This is a genomic window from Pseudomonadales bacterium (assembly GCA_024234165.1).
Classification (GTDB): Bacteria; Pseudomonadota; Gammaproteobacteria; order Pseudomonadales; family UBA5518; genus UBA5518.
The window spans coordinates 70,082-87,386 of sequence record JACKOP010000004.1 but is presented as its reverse complement, the minus strand read 5'-3'; the positions used below and the strand labels follow the sequence as shown (position 1 = coordinate 87,386).

Here is a 17,305-nt window from a genome sequence, read left to right as displayed (position 1 = left end):
AGCGACGTTGACAGTCTAGCACGTGCTCACGTAGCGTCCATCCAGCCAGCGTCAGGAAGGGAACAGGTGAAAATTCGACGCCCCGCGGCACAATCGGCCACGCGCGTGCAGATCCTGAACAGCGCGATCACGCGTTTCGCATACGCAGGCTATCGCGGTGTGTCGATGCGCGACGTTGCAGCTGCCGTGGGTATCAGTGCAGCGGCGTTGTACCACCATTTCCCGGACAAGCAGGCGCTCTATCTGGCTGCGATGGAGTACGCATTCGCTCGCAACGAGGAAGGCATCGTCACGATGCTGAAAAGTGATCTGCCGCCGCTCGAGCGGCTTGCGATCTTCGTGGAGCGGTTCACGGCCCTGGTTGCGCGTGACGAGGAATTCGGCAAGCTCGTGCAACGCGAACTGCTGGACGGGGACGCGGTGCGTATGGAGTTGCTGAACGAAAAGGTGTTTCGCAAGCCGCGCGAGGCGATCGTCGCGCTCGCGCGCGAGCTGGTGACGGACCTGGACCCGTATCTGTTCGCCGATTCATTGATCGGCATGGTGTTGTCGAATTATCAGTTTGCGCCGTTGCGTCGCAATGTACATGACGAGGTTGCAGCCGCGGATCGAGCCAAGGCCATCGCGCGGCACATCACGGCATTGATCACGCGTGCGGTGTCCCGGCCGGATTCATCTGTGTGAGGAAACGACGATGACGGAATCTGTGGCGGTGCAGTCGGATATGGAACGGCTGCAGACCTTCGTCGGCAAGGTGATGGGCGATATCGGTGGCGCTCTCGCGCTGTTGCTGTCGTACGTCGGAGACCAGAGCGGGGTTTTCCGTGCGCTGCGCGATCACGGCCCCTGCAGCAGTGCGCAACTCGCGCAGGCGGCAGGCGTGGACGAGCGTTATCTGCGCGAGTGGCTGAGCGCGATGGCGGCAGGCGGCTACGTCGTTTACCAACCGGCGGACGACCGCTTCGCGCTGACTCCCGAGCAGGCGATCGTGCTGGCGGCGGAGGGGCATCCGGCGTGCATGCAGGGCTTCTTCCAGGCCGTGGTGTCGCAATTTGCCACCCACGAGCAGGCGCTCGATGTGTTCCGCTCCGGAGCGGGGCGACCGTGGTCCAGCCATCATGGCTGCTTCTTCTGCGGTACGGATCGCTTCTTCCGCGCCGGCTACGCAGCGAGCCTGGTCGATGCCTGGCTGCCGGCACTCGACGGCGTGGTCGAACGCCTGCACCGTGGCGCTCGTGTGGCCGATGTGGGCTGCGGGTACGGCTCGTCGACGGTGCTGATGGCGCAGGCCTTTCCGGCATCGACGATCGTCGGTTTCGACTTCCACGCCCCGTCGATCGAGACGGCGCGTGCGAAGGCCGCAGCAGCCGGCGTCGGCACCAACACCGAGTTCGTCGTTGCGTCTGCGACGCAGATCGGGCCGGAGGGTTTCGACCTGGTTTGCATGTTCGACGCGCTGCACGATATGGGTGATCCGGTCGGTGTGGCGCGCCGCGTCCGGCAATGCCTGACGCCGGGCGGAACCTTCATGCTGGTCGAGCCGCTTGCCGGTGATCGCTTGCAGGACAACCTGCACCTGCTGGGGCAGTTGTTCTATTCGATGTCCACGCTGGTGTGTACCCCGACCTCGCGTGCACAGGCGGTGGGACTGGCGCTGGGTGCCCAGGCGGGTGAGCAGCGCCTTGCTGCAGTGCTGCGCGAGGCTGGCTTCAGCCGGGTACGGCGCGTCGCGGAAACCGCAACCAGCATGGTGCTGGAAGCGCGGGTCTGAGAGGCTGCACCGGAAGTCTGCACCGTCCGGGTTCGACGCAGTCAGCGTAGTCAGCAGAGTGCAGCCGCGCTGGTGTCAGAAATATTTACACATTTCGTAGGTCATTCGTGTGCCAGGACGGGTATCCCTTTGATTGAAGGGGTGTTTGTTTTCTTGGCACATCCTGTGCTTCGTTTTTTTCGGGCAACAGGCACTGTATGCCTTTCTTACTACGAACAGCTTATCAACCCTTCGATTCGCGAGGACGACCAGATGAAAACCTTCAGAAAACGTTTGCTCACGCGGGCCATCGCGCCGGCCGTGGCGGCTGCCGCGCTGGCGATCACGGCGGCGCCGGCGTCCGCCAGCATGATGCTGCTCGGTGGCTGGCAGAATGCGGCATTGTCGATCGACGGCTGGGGCGGATCGTCGTCCACCGGTACGCTCCAGACCGATACGCCCACGGGCGCAGAGGTGGCGAAGGCCTATCTGTATGCAGCCAGCGTGTGGGGCGGCAGCGGTGCGGATGTGAAGCTGAACGGCAACCTGCTCACCGCGGCGTCCGGCACGCTGCTGGCACCGAATGCGAACCCGGCAAACACGCTGCGCTGGGACGTCACGTCGATAATGAAGCCGTTGATCGAGGGCACGAACGGTCTGCAGAGCTTCGGTTACGAGGAACTCGGCTACCTGGATGGTGGGGTGCTCGCCGTGGTCTACAAGCATGCCAGCACGGCCGGTGGGACCGCGATCATCCTCGACGGTGAACTTGCAACCGGCGGCGACAGCACGACGCTGACTTTTGCTGCACCGTACGCGGGTGGTGATCTGGTCATGTCGCTGGGGTCGAGCTTCAGTTATCAGATGCCTAATGGTCTGGGTCAGCACACCAACGTCGGTATCGTCACCAGTTCGCAGCCGGGCTCCCGGAGCCTGACTACTTGCGCTGGCGGGCAGGACGACGGCGAAGGCGCAAACGGTGCGCTGATCACCGTGGGTGGGATTGATGACAGCCCTGCCAATCCGGACTGTGTTGCCGACGCAGGGGCAGGGATGCGCGCAGACGATGAACTCTACAATCTTGCGCAGGGCAACTCTGTTGATCCAACGGCTTTCCTTGTGCCGGGTGACACGTTCGTCACGTTCCAAACCGATAATCCGAGTAGCGACGACAACGTGTTCTTCCTGGGTTTCACGGGTGATTTCACCGTCACGGACGTCAACGATGACGACATCGACGATGACGATGACGATAACAATGTGCCTGAACCCGCATCGCTGGCGCTGCTGGGTATCGGTCTCGCCGGTTTGAGGATGGTACGACGCCGCAAGGCCTGACCGTTCCCTGAACCGCGAAAAAAGCCGACGCATCCGCGTCGGCTTTTTTTTGGCTGTCAGGAACCTGGCGCGCCGACCTGGCAGCTCATGCCGCCGTCGACCACCAGTTCGATGCCGTTGACGAACTTCGCCTCGTCACTGGCGAGGTAGAGCGCGGCCCAGGCGACGTCGTGCGCATCGCCCATGCGCCCGCCCGGACACAGCCGGTGGCGTTGCTCGAGCACTCCTTGCCAGGTATCGGGGAAGTGGCGGCGGATCGGCTCCACGGCCATCGGGGTTTCCAGCATGCCGGGAACCACGGTGTTCGCGCGGATGTCGTGCCGCGCGTACTGCATCGCGATCTGCCGTGTGAGTTGATGCATTGCGGCCTTGGAACTCGCGTAGGCGGCGAGCGGATGACCAGTCCAGCGCAGCGCCACGATCGACGAGACGTTCACGATCGCACCGCCGCCGCCGGCGAGCATCAGCGGCAGGCAATGCCTGCAGGTGTGGTAGACGCTTTTCAGGTTCGTGGCAAACACCCGGTCCCAGCCCTCTTCGGACTCCTCGACGACACCGCCGTAGCTGCCGCAGCCCACGTTGTTGATCAGGATGTCGATGCGTCCGAACGTTTGCTGGCAGGTGCGCACCGCCCGCTCTACGTCCGTGCCGCTGGTCACATCGCCGGTGAACAGCTCGCAGTGGCCACCTTCCTGGCGGATCAGTTCGAGTGTTTCGGCAGCCGATTCCGCATGGCGGTTGACGCCGAACACCCGCGCGCCTTCACGGGCAAAGGTGGTGGCGAGCGCCTTGCCGGTACTCCAGCCCGGACCGGAACTGCCGATCCCGGTGACGAATGCGACCTTGCCCGCCAGTCTTCCACTCACGCTGCACTCCCTCAGCCCAGCAGGTAGCCGCCGTCGGCAACCAGCGTCGAACCCGTGGTGAAGCTCGACATGTCGCTGGCGAGATAAAGCACCGACCCCAGGATTTCCTCGGTGGCGGCGATGCGCTTCTGCAGTGTCTTGGCAATCAATCCATCGGCGAAGCCGGGCAGGACCTTGGCCGAATTGTCGAACATATCGGAATGGAAGCCTCCCGGAGCCAGGGCGTTGACGCGAATCCCAAGCGACGCCCACTCGGCTGCCATCACTTTGGTGAGCGTGTTGAGCGCTGCCTTGGAAGCGCCGTAGAAACCCTGGTAGGCAGAGGGCTTGAGGCAGCCGACCGAGATCACGTTGATGATCGAGCCGCCACCATGCCTGGCCATGCGTGGTGCAGCGCGCGATGCCAGGTACCACGGCCCCTTGGTGTTGACGTCGAAGACCTTTTCGTACAACTCCGGGGTGAGGTCGGAAAGCCCGGCGGTGACCGGGTTGGTGCCGGCGTTGTTGATCAGTACGTCCACGTGTCCAAAGTGTTCGTAGGCCTTGTCGAGCAGCGCGTCGAGGCTCTCCAGTTGGCCGGCGTGGGCCGATACGGCAAGCGCGCGGCGTCCCAGAGCACTCACTTCAGCCGCCACCGTTTCGCAATTGTCGAGCTTGCGGCTTGCGATGACCACGTCGGCGCCGGCACGCGCCAATCCAAGGACCATGGCGCGGCCAAGCCCGCGGCTGCCACCGGTCACCAGCGCTACCTTGCCCGTGAGATCGACCTGGAACATGGAGTTCTCCTTTCATCTGTCAGCAGGGCGGGCATCATAGCTCGCTGGAATCCCGAGCGCGATGCGAGTAGCATGCGGCTCGCTTTTTCCCGCACCCCGGCGGCCGCGTACGCCCATTCCCATCTGGAGACCCTGAACCATGTCCCCTTCGCGCCTCGACGAGCAACTGGAAATGGTTTTTCAGGACGTGTTGCGCCGCAACCCGGGCGAGGCGGAGTTCCATCAGGCCGTACGTGAAGTGGTCGAGTGTCTCGGGCCGGTGCTGGTCAAGCATCCCGAGTTCGCGGACCAGAAGGTGATAGAACGTATCTGTGAACCCGAGCGGCAGATCATCTTTCGCGTGCCCTGGCAGGACGACAGGGGCGAAGTGCAGATCAATCGTGGCTTCCGCGTCCAGTTCAACAGCGCGCTGGGCCCGTACAAGGGTGGCTTGCGTTTCCATCCTTCGGTGTACCTCGGGATCATCAAGTTCCTCGGCTTCGAGCAGACCTTCAAGAACAGCCTGACCGGGATGCCGATCGGCGGCGCCAAGGGCGGCTCCGACTTCGACCCCAAGGGCAAGTCCGAAGGCGAGATCATGCGCTTTTGCCAGAGTTTCATGACGGAGCTGTACCGCCACCTTGGCGAATACACCGACGTGCCGGCAGGTGACATCGGGGTGGGCGGCCGGGAGATCGGCTTCATGTTCGGTCAGTACAAGCGGATCACGAATCGCTACGAATCGGGCGTGCTGACCGGCAAGGGACTGGCCTGGGGTGGTTCGCTGGTGCGCACCGAAGCCACTGGCTACGGAGCGACCTTCTTCGTCAACGAGATGCTGCGCGCTCGCGGCGACTCCTTTGACGGCAAGACCTGCGTGGTCTCGGGGTCCGGCAACGTGGCGATCTACACGGTGGAAAAGATCCACGAAATGGGCGGCAAGGTCGTTGCGTGTTCCGATTCGGACGGTGTGATCTACGCCGAGCACGGCATCGATCTCGCGCTGGTGCAGCAGATCAAGGAAGTCGAGCGCGGCAGGATCAGCACCTACGCCGAGCGCGATCGCAAGTCGCGCTATCTGCCCGGCGGCAACATCTGGGAGATTCCCTGCCACGTCGCGATGCCTTCGGCGACACAGAACGAGATCAACGGGCGCGACGCGCGCACGCTGGTCAGGAACGGCTGCATCGCTGTAGGCGAAGGCGCAAACATGCCCACGACGCCCGATGGCGTCCGCGTATTCCTCGACGCGAAGATCGCGTATGGCCCGGGCAAGGCGGCCAACGCCGGCGGCGTGGCTACCAGTGCGCTCGAGATGCAGCAGAACGCAAGCCGCGATTCATGGAGTTTCGAGTACACCGAGAAGCGCCTGCACCAGATCATGCGCAACATCCACGATCTCTGCTACCAGACGGCCGAGGAATACGGTACGCCTGGCAACTACGTGAATGGCGCGAACATCGCGGCCTTCATCAAGGTGGCGAGTGCGATGGTCGCGCTGGGACTGGTCTGAGACGGTAACGAACGAAAGAACGACGGAGGCGACGATGGGACGGCTCGATGGCAAGGTGGCGTTGATTACGGGAGCTGCACGCGGCATGGGCGCTGCGGAGGCACGGCTGTTCGTGAACGAGGGCGCGCGGGTACTGATTGCCGATATGCTCGAAGAAGAAGGGCGCGCGCTGGCTGCCGAGCTTGGCAGCGCGGCGCGCTTCCAGCGGCTCGACGTGAGCCAGGAGGGGCAATGGGCGGCGGCGGTCGCGGCGGCCGAAGCATTCGGCCCGCTGAACGTGCTGGTGAACAACGCAGCGATACTGCGTGCGGCGACGCTCGAGGACATGACGCTCGAGCAGTACATGAGCGTCATTTCGGTCAATCAGGTGGGGACTTTTCTGGGCATGCGCTCGGTAGTGGCGCCGATGAAGCGTGCCGGTGGCGGGTCGATCGTGAATATCTCGTCGATCGACGGTATCCAGTCGAAGAACGGTCTGATTGCCTACAGCGCCTCGAAGGGGGCCGTGCGCAGCATGACCAAGAGTGCGGCAATCGAGCTTGGCAGGTACGGCATCCGCGTCAACTCGGTGCATCCCGGCGGAGTCGACACCGTGATGGGCAACCCGGGCAGCGCAACGCGTGACCACGTCGATCCCTTCTACGCCAGGCAGGCGTTGCCACGCATCGGTTTGCCTGACGAGGTGGCGCGTATGGTCCTCTTCCTGGCGTCCGACGAAGCGAGTTACAGCACTGGTGGCGAATACCTCGTCGATGGTGGTGCGCTGGCGGGAGCACGCACCGACGGCCTGCCAGGAGCCTGAGTCATCACGATCCACACCCGTCTCGCTGCGCGAGGCGGGCTCCTGGCATAGTCCGTTGCCGAAACTGGTGTCGAGCAGTTGATGAAATAATTGCTTGCCTATACGATCGCGGCATTCCGGTCGAGTGCGCGATGGAGGCAGCGGTGATGAAGTCAGCAGCACGGTGCGGGCGTGGTAGGCATTGGCACCAGGGCGCAGTGCTTGTGTTTGCGTGCTGGTTTGCGGCGGCTTCGGTTCTGGCCGAAAACGTGTTGCCGAAACCGCCTGCACCCTTTGCGGGACATATCGGTACCACCTACGCCGATTCAACCCCGGCCTTTCCGGCGCCGATGACGGCACCGGCAGGTGCGCCCAACGTGCTGATCGTCATGACCGACGATGTCGGTTTTGGCGCGTCCAGTGCCTTTGGTGGTCCAATCCCCACGCCACGGCTCGAAGAGCTGGCAAGCGACGGGTTGCGCTACAACCGTTTCCACACCACGGCGATGTGTTCGCCGACCCGCGCCGCATTGCTCACCGGGCGCAATCACCACGCGGTTGGCAACGGCATCGTGGCGAACCTGTCCACGGGTTACCCCGGTTACGACAACCTGATGCCGAAGAGTGCTGCGACGATCGCGGAGATCCTGCGCCAGAGCGGCTACAACACCGCGATGTTCGGCAAGCATCACAATGTGCCGGAATGGCAGGTATCGGCACGCGGGCCGTTCGATCTGTGGCCGACCGGGCTCGGTTTCGAGTATTTCTACGGTTTCCTGGCAGCAGAAACGAGCCAGTTCACTCCCGCGTTGTATCGAGGCACGACACCAATCCCCACGCTGAAGGAAGGCGTGCTCGACACGGCTCTGGCCGATGAGGCCATCGCCTGGCTGCACCAGCAGCAGGCGGCTGCAGCAGGGAAGCCCTTCTTTATTTACTACGCCACCGGGACCGCGCATGCGCCGCTGCAGGCGCCGGCCGACTGGATCGCCAGGTTCCGTGGTCGATTCGATGGTGGCTATGACCAGATGCGCGCCGACACGGTTGCACGCCAGAAGGAGCTCGGCATCATCCCGCCCGATACCGTCAACACACCGCGGCCCAAGGGGATTCCGGCGTGGGATGAGCTGACTGCGGATCAGAAGCGCATCGATGCACGCTTCATGGAGGTCTACGCAGCGATGCTCGCGTACCAGGACGCACAGTTCGGACGTCTGCTGGATGAGCTGGAGCGCATGGGGCTGCGTGAAAACACGCTGGTGATCTTCATCGAGGGCGACAACGGCTCGGCTCCCGAGGGCGGCCCGCACGGCAGCATGAATCCGATGTCGAACTTCGCCAACGGCACCCGCGAGACCGAACAGGATCTGCTGCAGAACCTGGACCGTATCGGTGGCCCCGACGCCGTGCCGAACTGGGGCTACGGCTGGGCCTGGGCGACCAATGCACCGTTTCGCCTGGCCAAGCAGTACGCATCGCATCTGGGCGGCACGCGCAACGGCATGGTCGTGTCGTGGCCAAAGCACATTGCCGCACGCGGTATCCGCTCGCAGTTCACCCATGTGACCGACATCCTGCCAACCGTCCTCGAGCTGGCTGGTATCGAGGCACCGAGCAGCGTCAACGGCGTGGCGCAACAACCGATCGACGGCGTCAGTCTGGCCTACAGCTTCGACGCACCCGCTGCCCCCGAGCGTCACCACACGCAGTATTTCGAGATGATGGGCAACCAGGCGATCTATCACGACGGCTGGCTTGCCAACAGCAACCCGCCGCTGGAGCCGTGGGATGAGCGGGACCTGTCGCAAGGCCGCAAGACGAAGATGCTGCCGACGGATTATGTGTGGGAGCTGCATGATCTGCGCAGCGATTTTTCGCAGGCCCGCGATCTTGCAGCCACCGAGCCAGCAAGGCTTGCCGAAATGAAGGCGCTGTTCATGGACGAGGCGCGACGCAACCACGTGTTGCCACTCGATAACCGGATGAGCATGGATCGTTTCCTGGCCGCATCCAGCCAGCAGCAGCGCAAGGATCACTACACCTATTGGGGCGCGGGCGTGAGCGTGCCGTGGCCGAGTGCTGCGCCGATCCTGAACAGCTCGTTCACGATCACGGCCGAGCTGGAAACGGCCGGCAAGGCCGACGGTGTGATTGCCGCGCTGGGAAGCAGGTTCGGCGGCTGGAGCTTCTTCGTGCGCGATGGCATCCCGGTGGCGCTGATGGCGGCGTCCCAGCTCGACGGTGACCAGTCGCGCGTCGCGGCGAAGACGCGGCTGCCGCCGGGCAAGGCGGTGCTGCGTTACGAGTTCGTGTCCGATGGCGGCGTCAACGCGGGCGGCGAGATGCGCATCAGCGTCGATGGTCGCGAGGTGGCACGTGGACGTATTGCACGCACGATTTCCAAGCTGCCGGAGATGACCGATACCTTCGACATCGGTTTCGATGCCGACACGCCGGTCAGCAGCGAATACCAGGACGGAGGGAGCTTCAACGGCAGCCTGTCGCGGGTCGACGTGGATCTGAAGCGCTGACGGTCGTACGCTGCACCTTCCGCAGAGGGTTTCGTATCGACGGGTTCACCGCAGCCAGGAACGGGAGGGCGTGTCGTCATGCACAACGCAGGTATCGGTTCGGCAATCGTGTGGTGGATGACGGCGAGTGTCTGCGCGCTTGCATTGGCCTCGGTACCGGTGGTGCGGGCAGCCGGCGAGGACATGCCGGCGGCAGGCCATGCGAGTCCCGGGGCTGCTGTGCAACCGGCTCCGGAGCGACGCATCGCGCTGTTCGGCGAGCTGCACCTGCACACCTCCTGGTCCTTCGACGCATTTTCATTCAGTCCCGCGCGCATCGATCCAGCCGCTGCCTATCGCTTCGGCCGTGGCGAGGCGGTCGATTACCTCGGCAAGCCGGCGCGTCGCCATGCACCGCTCGACTTCATGGCGGTGACGGATCACGCCGAGTACATGGGGTTTCTGAATACGATCGAAGACCCGCACAGTGAGCTGTCCAGGTCGGCGTTCGCGGATGAGTACCGCAAGATGAAGGCGACGCTGGATGCGGCCACGCTGTCGCGTGAACTGCAGAAACGGCTGATGGATCCGGTGCAGATGCGCGAGCTGAACGCAGCGGCCGCATTTCAGTCGACCTGGCAGCGGGTGATCGAGGCAGCCAACGCCAACTACCGGCCCGGAGAATTCACGACCTTCATCGGTTACGAATGGACATCGCATCCGGACGATCGCTACAACCTGCACCGCAACGTGATCTTCGCGGGCGATTCGGCGCCGCTGCCGTTCAGCGCAGCCGATTCGAAACGTCCCGAGGATCTGTGGCGTTATCTCGAGGACAGTCGTGCGCACGGCTATCGGGTGCTGGCGATACCGCACAACGCGAACGCCAGCGAAGGTTTCATGTTCGACTGGAACGACTCCGACGGCAGGCCGATCGACGCCGCGTACGCGCAGCGCCGGGCACTGAACGAACCGCTGCTCGAGATCTACCAGAGCAAGGGGCAGTCGGAAACGGCGCCGATGCTGTCACCGAACGATGAGTTCGCAGACTTCGAGGTCATGGATCGCCTGGTGCCGCGGCTGGACCTGCCGGGCAAGCCACCCGGAAGCTACGCGCGTGATGCGCTGGGGCGCGGACTGCTGATCGAGCGGCGTACCGGGCAGAATCCGTTCCGCTTCGGCATGGTCGGAGGAACGGATTTCCACAACGGACTCACCACGTCTGCCGAGAATGCCGCGGTGATGGCCGACGGGTTCGATGTGCAGAGAGCGCCTGACCTGGAGGCGTCGCGGGCGTACCTGGCCGAACCGAGCGCGACCATACCGGATGCAAAGCTGTTCGGCTCGGGCGGGCTGACCGGCGTGTGGGCCGAGACGAACACGCGCGACGCGATTTTTGCTGCGCTGCAACGCCGGGAAACGTTCGCGACGTCGGGCACCCGCATCCGGCTGCGACTGTTCGCGGGCTGGAATTACGCGCCCGGCCTGCTCGGGCAACGCGATTGGCTCGAGCGGGCCTATGCCGATGGGGTGCCGATGGGTTCCGACCTGCCCGTGTCGCCGGTCGGGGCTGCCCCGGTCTTCCTGATGTGGGCAGCCAAGGCCCCCGATGGGGCAAATCTGGATCGTGCCCAGATCGTCAAGGTATGGCTCGACGGCGACACGGCGAAGGAGCAGGTCTTCGACGTGGCGCTGTCCGACGGGCGAGTCGTGGATCCGGCGAGCGGCCGGGCTCCGCGTCTGCCCTCGACGGTGGATCTGGAACAAGGGACATACGAGGATCGCGTTGGAGCGGCCGAACTCACGGCGTACTGGCAGGATCCCGCGTTCAACCCCCGGCAGTCGGCCGTGTACTACCTGCGGGTTCTGGAGATCGAAACGCCGCGCTGGACCACGTTGATGGCCGCACGTACCGGCTTGCCGCGGCCGCAGACCACGGCTGCGACGGTCCAGGAGCGCGCCTGGTCTTCGCCGATCTGGTACCGGGCCCAGGCGTCCAGATAGACACCCGCAAGCCGATACCCCTGCCGGGATGCAGACGAGGCCCGGGGCGAGTGCGGGTGCCGGCTATGTGCCCGATGTGTTGGCGGCGAGCACGGCGCGGATTCCTGCGCATACGAATTCGGTCAACGCCGCGATCTGTTGCTCTGCCGTCATCGGCTTGGCAGCCAACGCGTGCTGCCAGGTCTGCGCAGGACGCCCGATATCGTTCAGCGTGGAGTGAATCGCATTCATCGTGATCTCGATCGCCCATTCGATCCTCGATGCTTCGCACGCGGGTGCGCGCGCGCGCAGCAGTTCATCCAGTGCCATGTCAGCCATCTGCTCGCGGGCCATCCGAGCCCAGACCGGATTGTGTTCCTGCGACAGACGCGCCAGACAACGCAGAAAACGGTGTCCGTCGGACTGCTTGCCGACCGCCAGGCGTGCCAGCGGCAGACAGAGGATTTCGGCGAAGTCGCGTTCGTCCGGGGTGCGCCCAGACGCCATCACCGTGGCGAGCATCTGTCGGCGCTGTGCGTTGATGCCGGGCAGGGTGCGCTGCAACAGCGCCTCGATCAGTGCGTCACGGCCGCCAAAATGATAATGGAGAACGCCTTGGCTGATACCGGCTGCACGATTGATGTCGCGCAGTGATACCGCTGCGACGCCGCTCTCACCGAACAGTCTTTCGGCCGTGTCGAGGATGCGCTTGCGCGTGTGTTCCGATGGACTGGTTCGGGGTCGAGTCGGCACGTATCTGATCCCTTGTCTCTGGCGGCGGCATTTTAGGTCAATTCGATAGCCGACAGGCTCGATCCGGCTCGAGGCTCGATCCGGCTCGAGCCTGCAGGGATGCATGTACGGCGTCCTACCGGTGTGACGGCATCGTCGCGCACTGCATGCGGCGACGATCGATCGCCTTTGCGAGCGCCTCCGTAGCCCCGTGCTGGTGTTACGGCTGCGGCGAGACACGATCCAATCGATCGCGTAATCTATCGCCGCGTCGTGCCGCAGTGCGGCAATGATCGCGTGTAACCGGTGTAGCCCTGCTGGAGTGAACATGAGCGGTATCCGCAATCTGATGACCGATGACCACCGTCACTGCGACGACCTGTTCGCGAGCGCCGAACAGGCGATCGGGCGCGGGGAAGTCGATGTGGCACGTGAGGCCTTCACCCGTTTTCATGCCGCGATGGTCGCGCATTTCAACAGTGAGGAAACCACGTTGTTTCCGTCGTTCGAGGAGCATACCGGCATGAGCGGCGGTCCCACGCAGGTCATGCGCATGGAGCACCAGCGCATGCGCATCCTGATGGACGAGGCCGCGGAAGTGCTTGCTGCCGGGCGTGTGGATGATTACCTCGGTGTTGCGGAGACGCTGCTGATCATGATGCAGCAGCACAACATGAAGGAGGAGAACATCCTTTATCCGATGTGCGATCAGCATCTGGGCAACGACGGCGGCGTGCTGGAGCAGCGTCTCGCAAGTGAAATCGGGGTGTCGTGAAGCAGCAGGATCCGCCGCGCGTGATCGACGCGCGCTACATGGCGCCGCCGGAACCGCTGGAAGCGACGCTGGCGATGCTCGGCACACTGCTGCCCGGTGAGACGATGCTGCTCAGGCTGTTTCGTGAGCCGCACCCGCTGTACAGCGTGTTGCGACGGGAAGGGCACAGTTGGCACAGCGAACTGCGTCCCGATGGCACGTTCGATATCCTGATCACCTGTGCAGGTGCATCGATGGCGGAGGGGCCTGGCGCATGAAGGCGGTGCTGTCATTCGACAGTGCGCCGCCGTTCGCTGCGCCGCTGCGCTTTTTCCTTACCGCCCCGCTGTTCGGGGTATTGGCAGGCCTGCTGTTTGCATTCGACGGGGTCGATGCGCTCGCATCGCGCTGGAGTCCTGCGGCGCTCGGGTTGACGCATCTGCTCACTGCCGGCTTCATGCTGCAGGCGATGATCGGTGCGGCGATCCAGGTGTTGCCGGTGGTTGCCGGCGCTTCGCTGAGCCGGCCGGTGCCGGTCGCGCGCGTGGTGCACCCGCTGTCGTTCGTCGGTGCGCTGCTGCTCGTGGGCGGGTTGCGCTGGGGTAGCCCGTTTGCGCTCGAAGCCGGTGCGCTGCTGCTGATGCTGGCAGTCACCGTATTCGTCGTCGCCGCGTCGGTGGTGTTTCGCGTGCGCTCGACCAGTCCGACCATCCGGGGCCTGAAGCTTGCATTCATCGCGCTCGTCGTAACCGTTCTGCTGGGCGGGCTGCTCGCGTTCGCGCTGGCGCGCGGCTGGCAGCTCGAGCTCGCGGCGCTCACCGATCTGCACGCCGGCTGGGGGTTGGGGGGCTGGGCAGGAGTGCTGCTCGCGGCAGTGGCCTACGTGGTCGTGCCGATGTTCCAGCTCACACCGGGGTATCCGGCACGGCCCGCGTGGGTGTTTCCTCTGGCGATCATGGGTGCGCTCGTCGTCTGGGGGACTTCGGCAGTCTTTGGTCCGTCGTGGCTGATACCGCTGGCGCAGGCCTCCCTGGCTGCCACCGGTATCGCCTTTGCGGCACTCACGCTGAAGTTGCAGTGGCAGCGTCGGCGTGCCAAGGCCGACGCGACGTACCGCTACTGGCAGGCGGGTATGGTCGCCAGTGCACTCGCGCTGGCGATGATGGTGGGCGTCGTGCTGTTTCCCGAGTTGCCGCACCACGCTGCCTGGATATCCGTATCCGGCGTGCTGTTGATCGTCGGTGGTTTCGTATCGTTCATTTCGGGAATGCTCTGCAAGATCGTGCCGTTCCTCGCCTGGCTGCACCTGCAGCAGTTGGCGCAGACGCGGGTGCCCTCGATGAACCAGTTTTTGCGTGACGACGAGACCCTGCGCCCGTGGTTCGTCCATCTGGCCGCGGTGCTGTTGCTGGCCGGCACGGCGCTGCTGCCCGTGCTTGCGCTTCCCGCCGGAATCGCCCTTGCCGTCTCCAACGGTTGGCTTGGCTGGAATCTGCTGCAGGTGACGCGCCGCTACCGGCGCTGCGTGGCGAGCGTCGAGGACGGTCGTGCGGCTGCGACAGAGCGCAACGGTGCGGGTGATGCCGCGGCATGAAGGCGTGGCACCGCTTGCCTCCGGCGACCGACGAACTGCTCGACCTGCTCGGCGCCCTGTATGAGGGCCCGCTCGAGGCGGAACCCTGGCGGGGTTTCGCAGAGCGGTTGCGGGTTCTGTTCGAGGCACGCAACGTCGCGATCACGCTGCATCACCCGCAGGGGCTGGTACGCGACAGTTATGTGATGGCGCAGGACCCGGCCGATGCGACCGACTGGGTCGCGGTGGAGACGACGTATCGGCGCGATTTCATGCACGATGACCCGTTGCGACTGGCGTTGTTCGCGCCAGGCACGATCGTGCAACTGGACAGCGTGGAGCGCAGCGCGGAGTTTGCACGCTACGTGAACGAGCTTGGTATCGGCAGTTGCCTGCGGGTCGGCTTTGCCGAGCCCGGCGGGATGCGTGGATGGATCGACATCGTGCGTGCGCAGGCTCACACCATGCCGTTCGATGGTGCGCACGTCGATCTGCTGCGCACCTTGCTGCCGCATCTGGCGCGAACACTCGCGCTGTACGCGGTACAGAAGACGCGCGAGGCCGAATGTACGATCTATGAAGACACGATCGAGCACTTTGCGCTCGGTACATTGCTGCTCGACGGCGAACTGCGCGTGATGCGCCTGAACCGGGTGGCGCAGGCGATTCTGGCGGCAGAACCGGGTCTGGCGATCACGCGCGGGCGTCTGCGCAGCACGGATCCCGGAGTGCAGCGCAAGCTCGACCGTGCGTTGCGCGATGCGGCTGCACTCGCTGCCGATGGCAGTCCTGCGGGACCGGGCGAACTGCTGCGAATCGCTGCGAAGGCAGGGCATCCGCTCGGCGTGCTGGTGCGCCCGCTCATGCAGGCGTTGTGGTTCCGGGGCGCACATGCCCCGAGTGTGGTCGTCTACCTGACCGATCCGACGCAACGACTCGAGGCTTTGCAGCCGGATCGTCAGTCGTCGCGTGAACTGGTCGAGCGACTGTTCGGCCTCACGCCGCAGGAAGCACGGCTGACGCTGCTGCTCGCCGATGGATGTGCGCTTGCCGATGCCGCGCGCCATATCGGGGTCGCGGAAGCGGCCGCGCGCAACTACTCGAAGCGTATCTATGCCAAGACCGGGATCCGCAATCGCAGCGAACTGGTTCGCCTGGTGCATCGGAGCCTGGCGCTGCTCGGCTAGGGCCGCTGGTACCACTTGGTACTGGTTGTACGAGGTCTTTTCACGGAGACTGCCAATCCAGCCGTTTCCCCGTACCGTGGAGTGCATGCCAGATGAAAAGACGCGATTGTCTCAAGGGTTCCGCTGCGCTGGTCACCGCTTCGCTGATCGGGGGCTGTGATTCCGGTGAGCGTGATGCAGCGAGCGGCACGGCGCCTTCCGGGGGGGGCGGAGTCGACGCCTACGAAGCCGGAGCGGTACCGATCGCTGACAGTGGCTGGACCGCACCAACGGGTGTGCTGCCGGGATACCCGGTGCTGGGCGCCGATCTCGATGCTGCCGTACTCGTGGTTGGTGCAGGGCTGGCGGGGAGTTCGCTGGCGCTGCATCTCGCCGAGGCCGGAGTCGATGTCGTGGTGCTGGAGGCGCGCCAGCCAGGTTGGGGAGCGTCTGGTCGCAACGCGGGCCATGTGCTGCCGACGCTGAAGGATCGTTCCGTGTTCGAGCGGTTTGCGGACAAGGGCAAGGCGTTTCTCGAATTGTTCCGTGAGCACCACACGATCACCTTCGATCTTGCGCGCAGGCATGGCATCGACTGTGACGCAACCCAATCAGGCTATCTGCATGCAGCCACCCGCAACGGCGTGTTCGACTCGCTGAAGACGGCGTCGGCGTACTGGCGTGACGAGCAGGGTCAGCGCATCGAATACCTCTCGGGCTCCGAGATGGAAGCAATGACCGGCTCGCGCTACTACACGCTGGGTGTGCTGTATCGTGACGGCGGGCGCGTGAATCCTTACCTGTTCACGAACGGGATGATCCGGGCCGCAGTGGCACACGGTGCGCGGGTATTCGGTGACAGCGAGGCGGTTTCGTTGTCGCGTGTCGGCCAGCGCTGGCGCGTCGCGACGGCACAGGGTTCGGTGAGCGCGGACCGCGTGGTGTTCTGCACCAATGCCTATTCGACTGCAATCGTTCCGCAGTTCAGGGACAGCTTCTATCCGCTGACGGCGTATGCGATCTCCACCGAACCACTGCCGCCCGAGGCTCGTGCGCTCGTGATGCCGGGCGGTGCGACGCTGGCGCAGGAACCGGTCGACCTGAATCCGTTCCTGGTGGACGGGCACGGGCGCATCATCGTCTCGAGCATCCCGAGTGCTTCGCATCCCGACGACGCACAGGGCAGTTTCGCGCGCCATCTCCGGTGGATCCACCGCACCTGGCCCGAGACGCGCGGGATGGATATCCGCATGCAGGATTACTGGACCGGACGCGTGGCACTGCGCGACGAGGAGTTTCCCGGTGTGTACGACCTGGGAGACGGTCTGTACGGGCTGATGCACTTCAATGCGTGGGGTAACCTGATGTGCCCTCTGTTCGGCATGACGCTTGGAAAGGCACTGGCCAGTGATCGTCTGGATCTGCTGCCGTTCCCGATGCAGAAACCGGTAGCGGTCGAGGATCCAGGCAAGCAGGACTTCCTGATTCGTCGCGTGATGATTCCTGCGGCACGTATCGGTCAGCGGCTGGGGATCATCTGAGGAGCAGGGGCAACGCCTCGAGCGAGGTCTGTACCCCGGGACG

15 protein-coding genes are annotated in these 17,305 nt (G+C 64.3%); 12 read left to right on the top strand and 3 right to left on the bottom strand.

Features of this window, described 5'->3' with window-relative positions; translation table 11 throughout:
• Positions 1 to 66 precede the first annotated feature (66 nt).
• From H7A12_13250 to H7A12_13240, 3 genes are all read left to right on the top strand, one after another.
• A complete protein-coding gene (locus tag H7A12_13250; GenBank protein MCP5321773.1) occupies positions 67 to 684 on the top strand; it encodes a TetR/AcrR family transcriptional regulator in 618 nt (205 codons plus the stop codon).
• Between the two features lie 10 nt (positions 685 to 694).
• Positions 695 to 1,771 (top strand): methyltransferase domain-containing protein, encoded by a 1,077-nt coding sequence (locus H7A12_13245; protein ID MCP5321772.1) that lies wholly within the window; start codon positions 695 to 697, stop codon positions 1,769 to 1,771.
• A 129-nt stretch (positions 1,772 to 1,900) separates the two neighbouring features.
• The gene (locus tag H7A12_13240; GenBank protein MCP5321771.1) at positions 1,901 to 3,088 is read left to right on the top strand and encodes a PEP-CTERM sorting domain-containing protein; all 1,188 of its coding nucleotides are present in this window, start codon (positions 1,901 to 1,903) and stop codon (positions 3,086 to 3,088) included.
• Positions 3,089 to 3,144: 56 nt separating this feature from the next.
• On the opposite strand, the gene H7A12_13235 is transcribed toward H7A12_13240, so the two are convergent.
• Both H7A12_13235 and H7A12_13230 read right to left on the bottom strand, forming a co-directional pair.
• Entirely contained in the window at positions 3,145 to 3,954 is an 810-nt protein-coding gene (locus tag H7A12_13235; GenBank protein ID MCP5321770.1) for an SDR family oxidoreductase, read from the bottom strand.
• Positions 3,955 to 3,965: 11 nt separating this feature from the next.
• Positions 3,966 to 4,730: a glucose 1-dehydrogenase gene (locus H7A12_13230; GenBank protein MCP5321769.1), complete on the bottom strand. Its 765-nt coding sequence runs from the start codon at positions 4,728 to 4,730 to the stop codon at positions 3,966 to 3,968.
• A 139-nt stretch (positions 4,731 to 4,869) separates the two neighbouring features.
• On the opposite strand from H7A12_13230, the gene gdhA reads away from it, so the two are divergent.
• From gdhA to H7A12_13210, 4 genes are all read left to right on the top strand, one after another.
• Positions 4,870 to 6,222 (top strand): NADP-specific glutamate dehydrogenase, encoded by a 1,353-nt coding sequence (gdhA, locus tag H7A12_13225; GenBank protein MCP5321768.1) that lies wholly within the window; start codon positions 4,870 to 4,872, stop codon positions 6,220 to 6,222.
• 34 nt (positions 6,223 to 6,256) lie between these two features.
• Positions 6,257 to 7,024 (top strand): glucose 1-dehydrogenase, encoded by a 768-nt coding sequence (locus tag H7A12_13220; protein MCP5321767.1) that lies wholly within the window; start codon positions 6,257 to 6,259, stop codon positions 7,022 to 7,024.
• Between the two features lie 146 nt (positions 7,025 to 7,170).
• Complete coding sequence (locus H7A12_13215; GenBank protein ID MCP5321766.1) at positions 7,171 to 9,534, top strand: arylsulfatase; 2,364 nt, start codon at positions 7,171 to 7,173, stop codon at positions 9,532 to 9,534.
• A gap of 78 nt (positions 9,535 to 9,612) precedes the next feature.
• Complete coding sequence (locus tag H7A12_13210; protein ID MCP5321765.1) at positions 9,613 to 11,517, top strand: DUF3604 domain-containing protein; 1,905 nt, start codon at positions 9,613 to 9,615, stop codon at positions 11,515 to 11,517.
• Between the two features lie 63 nt (positions 11,518 to 11,580).
• Here H7A12_13210 and H7A12_13205 read toward each other — a convergent pair whose 3' ends face one another.
• Complete coding sequence (locus tag H7A12_13205; protein MCP5321764.1) at positions 11,581 to 12,249, bottom strand: TetR/AcrR family transcriptional regulator; 669 nt, start codon at positions 12,247 to 12,249, stop codon at positions 11,581 to 11,583.
• A gap of 307 nt (positions 12,250 to 12,556) precedes the next feature.
• Between H7A12_13205 and H7A12_13200 the strand changes: the two genes are divergently transcribed.
• From H7A12_13200 to H7A12_13180, 5 genes are all read left to right on the top strand, one after another.
• Positions 12,557 to 13,003, top strand: coding sequence for a hemerythrin domain-containing protein (locus H7A12_13200; protein MCP5321763.1), 447 nt, complete (start codon positions 12,557 to 12,559; stop codon positions 13,001 to 13,003).
• Positions 13,004 to 13,041: 38 nt separating this feature from the next.
• A complete protein-coding gene (locus tag H7A12_13195; GenBank protein ID MCP5321762.1) occupies positions 13,042 to 13,260 on the top strand; it encodes a DUF2249 domain-containing protein in 219 nt (72 codons plus the stop codon).
• Positions 13,257 to 14,576, top strand: a complete 1,320-nt coding sequence (locus tag H7A12_13190; protein MCP5321761.1) for a hypothetical protein — start codon at positions 13,257 to 13,259, stop codon at positions 14,574 to 14,576. The genes H7A12_13195 and H7A12_13190 overlap by 4 nt, the downstream gene beginning before the upstream one ends.
• A complete protein-coding gene (locus H7A12_13185) occupies positions 14,573 to 15,742 on the top strand; it encodes a helix-turn-helix transcriptional regulator (GenBank protein MCP5321760.1) in 1,170 nt (389 codons plus the stop codon). The genes H7A12_13190 and H7A12_13185 overlap by 4 nt, the downstream gene beginning before the upstream one ends.
• 92 nt (positions 15,743 to 15,834) lie before the next feature.
• On the top strand, positions 15,835 to 17,262 hold the full coding sequence (locus tag H7A12_13180) for an FAD-dependent oxidoreductase (GenBank protein MCP5321759.1): 1,428 nt from the start codon (positions 15,835 to 15,837) through the stop codon (positions 17,260 to 17,262).
• Positions 17,263 to 17,305: the final 43 nt, after the last annotated feature.